At 45.1% G+C, this 11305-nt stretch carries 12 protein-coding genes; 8 read left to right on the top strand and 4 right to left on the bottom strand.

The features are described 5' to 3' along the window. Positions 1 to 11: 11 nt before the first annotated feature. Positions 12 to 1250, bottom strand: coding sequence for a glycosyltransferase (locus DXY16_RS07350; protein WP_115120608.1), 1239 nt, complete (start codon positions 1248 to 1250; stop codon positions 12 to 14). Between the two features lie 75 nt (positions 1251 to 1325). Here DXY16_RS07350 and DXY16_RS07345 point away from each other — a divergent pair, with 75 nt between their 5' ends. Then, positions 1326 to 1583 carry a hypothetical protein gene (locus DXY16_RS07345; protein ID WP_115120607.1) on the top strand — a complete coding sequence of 86 codons (258 nt, stop codon included), beginning with the start codon at positions 1326 to 1328 and terminating at the stop codon, positions 1581 to 1583. 7 nt (positions 1584 to 1590) lie between these two features. Here the strand turns inward: DXY16_RS07345 and DXY16_RS07340 are convergent, their stop codons facing one another. Beyond that, the gene (locus tag DXY16_RS07340) at positions 1591 to 1998 is read right to left on the bottom strand and encodes a hypothetical protein (protein ID WP_115120606.1); all 408 of its coding nucleotides are present in this window, start codon (positions 1996 to 1998) and stop codon (positions 1591 to 1593) included. A 299-nt stretch (positions 1999 to 2297) separates the two neighbouring features. Here DXY16_RS07340 and DXY16_RS07335 point away from each other — a divergent pair, with 299 nt between their 5' ends. Together DXY16_RS07335 and DXY16_RS07330 are read left to right on the top strand one after the other, a co-directional pair. Next, the gene (locus DXY16_RS07335) at positions 2298 to 2729 is read left to right on the top strand and encodes a hypothetical protein (RefSeq protein ID WP_115120605.1); all 432 of its coding nucleotides are present in this window, start codon (positions 2298 to 2300) and stop codon (positions 2727 to 2729) included. A gap of 452 nt (positions 2730 to 3181) precedes the next feature. After that, positions 3182 to 3547 (top strand): DUF2237 family protein, encoded by a 366-nt coding sequence (locus tag DXY16_RS07330; RefSeq protein WP_115120604.1) that lies wholly within the window; start codon positions 3182 to 3184, stop codon positions 3545 to 3547. On the opposite strand, the gene DXY16_RS07325 is transcribed toward DXY16_RS07330, so the two are convergent. Further along, a complete protein-coding gene (locus DXY16_RS07325; RefSeq protein WP_115120603.1) occupies positions 3544 to 3867 on the bottom strand; it encodes a Nif11-like leader peptide family natural product precursor in 324 nt (107 codons plus the stop codon). The two genes, DXY16_RS07330 and DXY16_RS07325, sit on opposite strands and share 4 nt — an antisense overlap. A gap of 330 nt (positions 3868 to 4197) precedes the next feature. On the opposite strand from DXY16_RS07325, the gene DXY16_RS07320 reads away from it, so the two are divergent. The 5 genes from DXY16_RS07320 (at position 4198) to DXY16_RS07300 (ending at position 9402) form a co-directional block, all read left to right on the top strand. Next, positions 4198 to 5232: an AraC family transcriptional regulator gene (locus tag DXY16_RS07320; protein WP_115120602.1), complete on the top strand. Its 1035-nt coding sequence runs from the start codon at positions 4198 to 4200 to the stop codon at positions 5230 to 5232. Continuing rightward, positions 5229 to 6173: a helix-turn-helix domain-containing protein gene (locus DXY16_RS07315; protein ID WP_115120601.1), complete on the top strand. Its 945-nt coding sequence runs from the start codon at positions 5229 to 5231 to the stop codon at positions 6171 to 6173. The genes DXY16_RS07320 and DXY16_RS07315 overlap by 4 nt, the downstream gene beginning before the upstream one ends. A gap of 728 nt (positions 6174 to 6901) precedes the next feature. Beyond that, positions 6902 to 8131 (top strand): HEAT repeat domain-containing protein, encoded by a 1230-nt coding sequence (locus DXY16_RS07310; RefSeq protein WP_115120600.1) that lies wholly within the window; start codon positions 6902 to 6904, stop codon positions 8129 to 8131. 371 nt (positions 8132 to 8502) lie between these two features. Further along, positions 8503 to 8796: a hypothetical protein gene (locus DXY16_RS07305; protein ID WP_115120599.1), complete on the top strand. Its 294-nt coding sequence runs from the start codon at positions 8503 to 8505 to the stop codon at positions 8794 to 8796. Between the two features lie 102 nt (positions 8797 to 8898). Next, entirely contained in the window at positions 8899 to 9402 is a 504-nt protein-coding gene (locus DXY16_RS07300) for a tyrosine-type recombinase/integrase (RefSeq protein WP_170953888.1), read from the top strand. Positions 9403 to 10085: 683 nt separating this feature from the next. On the opposite strand, the gene DXY16_RS14415 is transcribed toward DXY16_RS07300, so the two are convergent. Then, a complete protein-coding gene (locus tag DXY16_RS14415; protein ID WP_137007072.1) occupies positions 10086 to 11291 on the bottom strand; it encodes a hypothetical protein in 1206 nt (401 codons plus the stop codon). Positions 11292 to 11305 lie beyond the last annotated feature (14 nt).

Below are 11305 nucleotides of genomic sequence, written 5' to 3'. Positions count from 1 at the left end.
TCTCACCCTACTCAATCGCAGTCGCTCAAACCCAGCAGCGCTGCAGGGTCACTCGCGGCAACGGCATAGGCCTGGGAGTGATCTTCCCAGGCCCGTCTTAACAACGTCTCAAAACGCGATGCGAATGCCTCCGGTCTGAACCGTTCCGCCCATTGCCGCATCTGCTCAGGCACCAGTTCACGCCAAAGCCTGGCCTGCTCAAACCACTCAACGGCGTCAACAACAGACTCAGCAGTCTGGTGTGGGAAAAGCACCCCAGTTGGCTGCTTCACACCTGCAGCGGCACAACGCACACTATCGAGCAGCCCGCCACGCGCCAGACCAATCACCGGCGCACCAGAAGCCATCGCCTCAACAGGAGCGATGCCGAAATCCTCAAGACCTGCATACACAAAAGCCCGACAGCGCGCCATCAGAGCCTCGACCTGCGCTGGACTCTGGCGACCAAGGATCTGCACTGTGGGGCCGGCACAACGTTCCAGTCGACTGCGTTCAGGACCGTCGCCCACCACCAGAAGCGGAAGGCGCATCCGATTGAAAGCCTCGACAACCACATCCACACGCTTGTAGGGGACAAGACGGCAAACGCAGAGGTAAACCTCATCCCGGGGCTGATCCCAACGGAAACGATCGACCTGCACAGGCGGATGAAGCACCTGAGCCTCACGGCGCCAGAACTGACGGATCCGTCTTGCCGTGAATCGAGAGTTAGCAACAAGAACATCCACCCTGGCCGCACTGAGCTGGTCCCATTGGCGCAAGGCATGCAATTGCCAGCGGATCAGCGGGCCGAGGCCACGACGCGCCAGGGCGGAACGACGCAGGTAGGCATGCATCTGATCCCAGGCGTAACGGACTGGGGTGTGGACATAACTGACGTGCAACTGATCCGGGGAGGTGAGCACCCCTTTGGCGACGAGGTGGCTGCTGCTGATCACCAGGGGGTAGTCAGTGAGATCGATCTGCTCAATCGCCAAGGGGAGCAGAGGCAGGTATTGCTGCACATGACTCACTCCCCAGGGCAAATGTTGAATGGGACTGGTCAGGATGCGGCGACCACTCCATGGACTGTGGGAAAGGTTGCTTTCTCCATCAACGAGTGCCGCCAGGTCAGGCCTTCGGCCTTGGGCAATGAGCAAGCGATCGATCGCTTCGACAACCTGCTCTGCACCACCAACAGAACGGGGGGTGAACCACTCATGTACCAAAGCAATGCGCTGCGGCAAGTCCATGGAGGGCTGGACGGTCATGCCACCGCAAACATCTACATCACGAAGTCTCTCAGCTGATTGCACAGGCAAGAGCGAATCCCGAAGCTATGGGACATGGCGACCAAACCACTGCCGATCAACGCATTGCTGGAGGATTCCCTCAGCGAACCAGCAATCGGAACGACCGATTGTTTTAGTTGGCATGCCACACCAGTAGGAATTGCAGCTCTTTGGAGCAATGGCAGCACGCCTTCAACCCCACCTTTTGATCATGCCCTGAAAGAAGGATTGGAAGTGGGCCTAGATCTAAGCAGGGAAGAGAGAGAATTCCATCAGGTCACCCAGGGACTGGTTCTACTCTTTCATTCCTAAGAAAGACTCAAGCCTGATAAAGGGTGTCAAGACGCACTCGAAAATGAAGATATCCATCCGGTCGATCATCAATCCGAACAATCACATCTTCAGGCACTTTGATCCCATACTCAGCGAGGATCTGAACATGATTCTTGATAAATTCACGGCCTGACACCCTGAGTACAGGACAGCGATTGATTCGTTCATTGCTCTGGCGCATGGCCAACAATGACCCCTCACCCTCCATCGGAAGCTTGGGAATCGAAGCCTGGAACCAAACCTGTCCGCTCAAGTGCTCAACGCGCACTGGAATGTCTTCCGGCACACCCACGATTTCTTCCATGGCACGGCGAGGATCCGAAAGGAAGAGTGCACGCCGCTCTGGCGTGCTGTTCAACCACGGAGCAAAGAAATCCTGAAGTTGAAACGCCATTACTCGCCAGCAATGCTGTGAAATGATCTATGCGAAGGATAGAGAAGAAAAAGGGAGCCAACCATCCACATCACGAAGATCGCCAATACCGGAAAGTCCCAAAAAAGCAAAGCCAACCACGAGATGAATTAAGCCTTGAAGTGAGCCCAAGCCGGAAATGAGAGCCCAAGCAAAACCAAGAGCCCAAGCGACTCCATACAAACAAATGCAAATCACAACAGCAAATCCGATCCTTACTGAAAACCAATGATTAGGATGCTTAGATCAAACCACACTTTCGGAGTGCTGGAGGAAACATAATGGTCTTTGCTCCAGGTCGCCTGGCAGTTGGTGCCAGCGCACTAGCGGTCGTGCTAACAGCGTGCAGCGACCCCACACGTGAGATGAGCTTCAAAGCATCCATCGAAGAGCGAGGCAGCCGCCAACTGGAGTTGATCGCAGAAGTCAGCAATTTCTCAGCTGAACCCAAAACCTTCAATGATCTCGATGTCGATCAACGCCTGCACAACGCCCTACAGCTACAGACAGCCGATGGAGCACGCGGCAGCTTCACCCCAATCGACAACACAATTTCATACACGATCAACAAAGTGATCGCTCCACAGGAAAGCTTCCAATTCCGTTTGTTCGGCATTCAGTCTGAGGAATTCGTTTCAGGCGATGTTGATTTCATCATCAACAACGATTACTTCAATTACCGCTCCATTGCCTTGAGCTGCTGCCGCAACTAACGAGAGTAAAAATAGGCATCTCAAGCAATACCACCATTTCCAAAGGGGGAGTGGGAAAGAAAAACTTAGAAACACCAAACAATCAAGACGAAATTCATAGACATGATCACCACGAACATCTAGACCACAGGAAGAAGATCATATGAATAAAAGCATTGATCCCGAGGCAAGAGCTGGGCATGCGATGAAGCGGCAGAAAAACAAGCCAATCATGTCGTTAGCAACCAACCAAAACTGCAGCGAACAGCATGGTCAATCCAACGAAAAGCATCAGGACGTTCAGACAGAGCCATGAAACAGTCCAGGAAAGAAAGAATGCAAGTGCAGCAAAACACAACAGCAGTGCAACAAGCCACTGTGAGCATTAGTGCTGATTGAACAACTTAAGGGCCTAAATTTACAATTCAAGGGATCATATGAGCCTTAGGTACAGGGCCTTAAGCGACTGAGAGATGCTATTAAATGTATTCGGAGAACCATTGCTCGAATGTGGCTGCAAGCCAATAACGGGGTGGTACTTGGATGGTTACTGCAGAACAGACCCCTCAGACTTAGGCAACCATTCAGTGTGTTGCATCATGACTGAAAACTTTCTTTCCTACACGTATTCTCAGGGCAATAATCTCATTGATCCGATCCCATTCCTCGATTTTCCAGGACTCAAACCTGGTGATCATTGGTGTTTATGCTCGTCACGATGGGATCAAGCAAGGCGTGACGGAATGGCACCACCTGTGATGCTCGAATCAACAGACTGCTCTGCAGCTCGAGCAATCCCACTTGCAATCCTAAAATTATTTTCTACACAAAACCACTAATATCGCTGACCTGATCGAAAATCATTCTCCTCTTCCTTGAGAGTGGAAGAACTACAGGTGGTTTGCGCATAGTGAATCAGATTTTTATAACCTTCTGGCACCAATCCCGGACACAGTTGGCCAACCTCAATGGCCTGTGGGCAAAAATAAACACCTTTCCACCGATTAATAAATCTCCCTTTGATTTCATCCGAAAAATCAAAGCCATTTTGAGCAGCAAAGTCGATGATTTGCTGAGGATCTAGCGTGGCAAGCTGAGAACGAAAGTTTTCATCAGCGCGTGCCCTGTCAATAAATGCATGCAACTGTTCTTTAGACATGGCATTTGCACCTCTAGGTCATTCATACACCGAACCAGTCAGAAATGGGAGCCCAAATAGAAGTACTGTTTTTAATAGTGAATCATCAACGCACCTAAGAAGGACGCAATTTAGAAAATAAGAGGAGCGTCAATGCACACTTGCGTCATTGCACAGGGCATGGCTGGATCCCCAGCAACACAACATAACGCAACATGGAGCATTCGGGAGCTCGCCTGGCCGGAAAGCGCAACAGTCAAAGAAGTTCACGCAACTGAAAACAGTCAAAAAAGAGGCTAATATATAAAAACCTATAGAAATGCTCAACCAACTCTTTAGGGGACAGCAAAGATGAAAGCAAGAAAAGCAAAAGAATATATCTTCAGCGATTTACTTGGAATGGAGTCATATTGCAAGAATCACTACAATGAATACTATTCCAAGTCAAATTTTTCATGCAATATCACGCAGCTCAGCAAAGGTGAGCTGCTAACGAGTTCAATCTGCGCACCAATCAACAATGTGCATCTTGAAATTTTCAAGTCAAATCAAACATTACTCTACGAAGAAGAGGCAAATCAAAACTCTGTTGCATTTTGCTGGATAAATAACCAAGGGGAAAGCCTCGGGAGCAATACAATTATAAGTGGCCATAAAATGAAAGATTTAAGCATTGCTGGCTTCAATCGCATCAACAAAACAGGTGGGAATATATGGGATATTGTTGGAGCCAATACTCTGCTGTGCTGCATGAGCCTGAAGTGGGAAAAGATGAAAGAAAAGATAGACAACATGAATGCTTACAATGCCTATGCTCGGCTTGAAGAATGTATCGGGATTGACTCAAACAGCAATGCGAGCAAACAACTTAAAATGCTATTCCAAACGCATTTTACAAAGGGAGTGAGAAGATCCGATGATTTTTATGATTTAGCAATAGCAACACTAGAAGAACCTTGTGAAAAGCAAAACCAGTTAACTGAGAGATCAGAAACCACTGAACTGATTGAAGACCTAGTGAAGTTATTGCATGAAGACAGGGAAGGCTTGCCACCATTGACAGTGGGGCAAATCAGCAAATACCTAAATTCTGAAAAGGATTCGCTTGGTCAAGCTTGCAGAACGAACTTCAATATGAATATCCTTGATTTAATAAAAAGCATCAGGCTAGAACAAGTCAAAAAATCATATTTGAATCCACACGTACCTAAAGGTCTAAAGCAATTTACCAAGCAGCATAATGCTTTATACTATGGATTTAAAAATTGGAACTCATTTCAACGTCTTTATTATAAGACATATCAAGAAAGTCCAGAAGAGACAATTGAGAAGGCGAGTAAGATCAATGTCTTAATTTCTGACCTATTTAGAGGGAGTAGGGCATGAAAATATCACTCGCCTACGAAGATCCACTGCAACTTTCTGAAACTCTGCAGGAACTTGGTCAAGTCACCAGAATTACACAGCTTGAAAATGGAGAGGGTCAATATACAATGGCCCACAAAAGATCATCTGGCATTGCGATCGCAGAGATCAGCGCGACCAAACCGTTGTTATATGAGGGCTGGGGTACGGATTGGTCAGTTGATTTCAATTGGATTACTCCGAAACATAAATCAAGTACACCCTTTGGCTACTGTGAAGGCTATGAAATGAGTCCGAATAGTATCGGAGGATTGAATACTCTGAATACAATGCCAGGTGGCTCTTGGGGTAAATACTCAGGGGCGTGCTCCTCTACTGCTTGCATGCTTAATAAGCAAATATTATTAGACGCTCTCAAAAAGTGTCATGCCAAAACAGCCATCGAAAATCTAAGCAAATCCAGAGGGATTGATGTCAATACCGAAGCATTCTCACAATTAAGACGGCTAACACGCAGAGACCTTATCAAAGGCATCTCTAACCCATCTAAATATTATGATCTGATGATTGCTTGCCTGGAAGAAGGTGGAAAAAGGTTGTACAAGAAGGGAGAGGCTAAAAATCAACGCTTACTCGGTGAAATTGTCAACCTTTCACATGATATCAATAAGATGAAAACTCCAATGACATTATCGGATGTTTGTCAGCAGTTAAATGCTGGTCAGGCCTCTCTATACAGAGTGTGTCAGGATCATTTTGGTATGGGAGTCATAGAAATGATGACCCAGGTACGACTGGAGGAGGCTAGAAGAGAAATGTTATATCAAAAGGTCAATATGCCTAATACTACTAGTGTGATACGTGAAATAGCAATCCGTTTTGGCTTTAAGCATCAAGGCAGATTTTCGAGGAGATATTTCACAGCCTTTGGTGAATTACCGAGTCAAACACTTGATGACTAAAGAAATCATCTTTTTGCAGCCAAAGACAGGATGCTGAGAGGGCCTGCTACGACACATCCGCCCCAACGCGAGGGCAATTGCAACAATTAGTGAAGCTTGACAAGGGCGTATCCATTTCTTATCAAAAAGAGTAAAATAGTTAAAACATGGCTCTTTCGAGTGCCATTAACACCTGCGTTTATTGCTCAGTCAAGAATGAAAAGGGTAACTTTTGAGCTAAGTGACGAGCTGCACAAAAAGCTAAAGCTACTTTGCTATACAGAATCAGTTTCAATCGGACATATCTTAAGGCAGTGCGTTTCCGACTTTTGCGTCAAGCATGATGCACATTTAATTGAATTGATTGACAACCGTTCAAAATAGTCTTCTAGAATACATATTCAGAAGAACTAAATCCATTAAAACCGACATCGATTTCAACAGGTAGATCGCAATCATTGCTGAGATGATTATGCGAATCCGCCTTGTGATTAATGCGTCTGCTTGGGCTTGCCACTGGCTCCCTCTTCGCCGTGATCACATGAGGAAACACATTTGCACAATTGCGTCAGATGTCAATCATGCGTTGATGCAGAGCAAAAATGCTTTTGTACGCATATGGAAATATTGAATTTATGGTTTACATTCCCTCGCAAATAAGGAAAGCGCTAGACAGGAGATATGAAATACATAAATTTAAATATTGAATCCTATTCTAGATAGAATAAAAAAATAATCAATTAGTTCCGATGGCTGAGAGATTTGATGTTCTTGTTGAGGGCATGAGTGAGAACGATGCATTGACACTTTTACTTGAAAAAACGTCAAACGTTCAAAGACCCGCCGATCGATATTTTGCAGCAACAAGACTTGGTCTTAGTCAAACAGAAGAGTCACTAGATGCTCTACTTCAAGCCACCAATAACCTTAGTATAGACGAATTATATGACAGAATAACCCGTCGTAAATCCATTGAAGCACTGGGCAGACGCAAGGACAAACGAGCAATACCTTCCCTAGTAAAAGTATTAACATGTACAGATACAGAGGCTGTTATTAATGCGATTTCTGCCCTTGTTAGAATCAGTTGGGAGCCAACACTAGCTGAGCAAGAGATACTTGTATCGTTACTTGATGGTGAGGTGACAAAGATTCGTGCTGTCATTCAAGCCCATACAAGACTGAAGATAAAAAATTCAAAATCTAGCACTGTGATCAATACACTTTGCCAGCATGAGAGTGCTTTAGTGGCAGGGGCAGCAAGGGCATATCAAGCCAAGGTTTATGGAAACACTCACCTTCTAGACCCTTTAATTCCACAACTTACAGACCTGATTGCAGGCAAAAGGCGCTCCGCAGTTATTGATCTCGGTGATGCTGGAGACGAAAGCAGACTTGAAGGATTAGTTCGTGCACCAGTTTCGATGTCTTTAAGAGCAAAAAGTTTTTTTGAGATTGTTGATTACAATGGCTCGATTTCAAGCTCAAAGAATCAATCCCTACTTGAACAGCTTTTGACGGATAATCCAGAGCATCTCGCCATTCGAGATGAATGGAAATGTGACCTTGACGCAGCGGAGATCGAGCGAAATCTGAGCCATCGAGATGAGGCGCGTCAGTATGGGGCTGCCTTAAGCCTGATGGCGATTGATCAAGACAGCTGCTTGAACTTGATCGAAAGCATGCAAGAAAGGCTCTGGTCTGACTATGTCACTCATTATTACCTGACATGCATCATAGGATTACGTAAATTCCAGCAAAAAAGTGATTTAGTCCGTTCAGCTCTTTCAGAAACAACTCCCCAATATTCAAAGTCAAGGATCGCGGCAGCCTGGGCTTGCCTTGAACTTGGCCTTGATGACCAGATGGAGATCATCTATGAGCTAGCCAATTCAGCCTATTGGCAACCTCTCCGCTGGACATGCCAACAAGTGTTTGCCCGTCTGGTTGAAAAGCAACAATTATCTGCAAGATATTGAACTGAAGTGTCAGATTTTTGAATCATGCCTTCTCAGGAGTGAGTCGGCTTTGATCCACAAATGATTGCTCTTCTAGCACCGTCGGTTTGACGTTCCTAGAGGGGCATCTTGATCTTCGACCACAAGCATTTTTTAGCAACAAGATCACGGACATTACCGCCAATAATTCAATTCACCGAATCGGGGTGACAACGTGTTCTGCACCGAAATCCACTGAATCAAGACCAAGAGAAAGATCTATTGCATAGACATCGATCATTCTCTTTGTCTGATCAGTCCAGAAACAAATTCAAAACGGAGAGGGTGAAAGTCCAATTCACCAATTTTTGGGCGCTCTCACACAGTCCTGGACAACTTCAGGGCGATATCGCTTGAAATTACCTACCTTTTTACCTACCACAAGCAATAGACGGTGCAGGACAGCACTGGATGAGAAGGATCGTCTGGACCTTCAGAGGAAGGAAGGGCAAGACCCCAGGGCAGTAAAGGAAGATGCCAAGAGAGCAGTAGAGAAGCAAGCAGTTGTTCCCAACATCAAGGCGGTCGCTGAGGACTACCTGGAGCGTTCACGGAATCGCCAATCAACCGTGAACGACTACCGCAACATGCTGTTCAACCAGGTGTTGCCTGTTCTGGGTGAGGAGTCACCTGTGAACCGCTTTTAGTGGGACAAAGGCGGCAGGCAGAAAGTCCTGGATCTGAAGAAGGGGATAGAGGCAAGAGGGTCGCTCTATCAGTCCGACAAGTGCCTCATGGTGATGAGGTCGATGTTTGAGCAAGCCATCGACAACGGGTGGATGCAACCACCGAAGCCAGCACTGGGGTCGAAGGGTGCCAAGTCGATGCACGAACCCAAGCACCACCCAACGCTGGAGTGGAACCAGTTGCCTGACTTCTTTGACGCTCTGCAGAGGAACGATCCAAAGGGTTCGTTCGTTGTGGTGTCAGCGGTCAAGGTCTTGTTCCTCACTTTCCTGAGGGTGAACTCCTTGGCAGGTCTGAGGTGGGATGAATTGGATGAGAAGAAAGGGATCTGGACTGTCCCTGCTTCACGGATGAAGAACAACAAGGACCATCACGTCCCACTGACCAATCAGATCCTTGATGTCCTCGAGGACCTCAGGACGCTGAACGGTCATCAGGACTATGCGTTCTTCACAGGCAGAACGGGGAAGCACCCCTACATGAACCCTTCATCGATCAACGCCCACCTGATCAAGTTGGGATACATGGGATCCTTGTCGGGCATGGAGTGCGAGCAATCCCACTGACGTCAGGTCAAGAGGTGCTGGGATTTGCTCCTGAAGAAACAAGGAAGATTCTACTAAAGCTGTTGTGTGCCGTCCCAGGCCGTTCAGGTTCTAATGTCTCGTGGCCATTTGTGCCAGCAAATTCTAGCGAGGATTGGATGGAATGTTTACAGAATTCAGTCAATTAACTGGTACAGAAATCCAGGCAACGAGTTGAATTTGCTCAACTTTTTATACGAAAGCTGCCCAACTTAGGCCATTGAATTGATAATTGGCTTAATACTTTGCACAAAATATCAGCCTTCAGTTCTTCCTCAGCAGATTTCATGGCCTGCAGGGGTAGATTATCACATGAAAACAAGGTTTCCATATCTCAATGCCAAGAGACATAGAGAAAAGAGTTGAGTCTATAACTTCCATTATGTTTCCAGACCGGACTAAGCAAAATACAAGAAGTGCACAAAATAAGAAGCAACAAAATATAGGCCGTACGGATACAATATAATATTTCAAAACTGAAAAGCCTTCAAAATACAAATAAAAAGGGTAATCTTGAGCCGATAAATCAGGCAGCAGAATGATTTATCGACTTCAAGAGAAACGGACGCAAAAAGAATCAAGACTAGGCAGATATGCAGCAAAGAATATAATTAGAGCCTCAGGATTAAGCAAATCAATAAACTATGCTTAAGCCAATTAGCGATTCAACCAAGGATGTCCTTCTTGTTAGATATAGACGAAAAAAGATTATTATAATATTGCTCTGCTTTTCGTGAGTTCATGTATTTTTTAGTGTATTGAAGCCCTAGATCTGCATATTTATATATAAGTGAGCGATCACACAATAAATCTCTCAATTTGCAATATAGATTATGATTATAAGCAGTTACCCATAGACCCTTTTCACATGAGATAGAAGTATTCCTTTCTGGATCAGCGGATGTTATGAGGGCGTTATGGTTAGCCAAAGCTTCATAAGCAAACAATCCAGGAGCCATTGAATAAAGTTCATTAATGACGATATGAGAAGAGCGCAAAGCCCTCAATACTTCTTCGCGTGAAAGATCTACAAGCTCAATATATTCAAATAAAAACCCTTCAATTCTTAATCTGTCAATGACTGAGTGAATGACTTGAGTGCCTTTAGAGATGGGATCACGTGGACAATGTAGCAATATTAACTCCTTTGAATAGAAGTGGGACATACTTTTTTCAATTGGTATGTATACATAATCTTCTAGAAAAAATCTTACGGGAAGTGAGGGTTTTGAAAAATAAGATATCTGGCAAAAGTCATCATTTATGATCAAGCTGGCATATTTTTCAGATATTTTCGCGTACTGTTTGAGAATTTGCTCATAGTTCTCTTGGCGGGCTATTTTAACAGTCCAACCCATATAGGAATTGATTAGTCGAAGGTCAGGGAATTTATTCTTTTGCATTTCTATAGACCTTATATCATTGCCAGTGAACTGACAAATAATAGGAATTCTAAACCGGCTAACAATTTTAAACTCCCAGCTTCTGAAATCGACAGAATCCAAAAGTATGGAACTTCTTGAAAAGTAGAGAATGCATTTAGGGCGACCTATTAAAATGCAAGCTAGCCATAAAGGCCGCAAAAGATGGAGGGAATAACCAAAACGTAGTATGGCATTTCCAAAGATATACTTTTGCGGATGAGCCTTTAAGTCTGCAGATTCCTTATTAAAGGCTATTGGTATTGAATTTTGAACAGAAGATGAGATCGATAGTATGTTGCTACAGTGTTCATAAAAGCCAATAACAGTTTTATCGGCAAATATCGCCAAAAAATAATGAGAAAATGGTTTTAATGCAAACAGCAATATTTTTGTAGAGCAAACTTGATACCGAAAAAGGCAAATACGAAGGAATCGCTTGAAAGTCATTTATTAAATCCGTT

It is taken from the genome of Synechococcus sp. UW105 (genome assembly GCF_900473935.1).
Lineage (GTDB): Bacteria > Cyanobacteriota > Cyanobacteriia > PCC-6307 > Cyanobiaceae > Synechococcus_C.
Note: the sequence above shows the minus strand (reverse complement) of the source record. Positions and strands in the feature narration are given on the sequence as shown.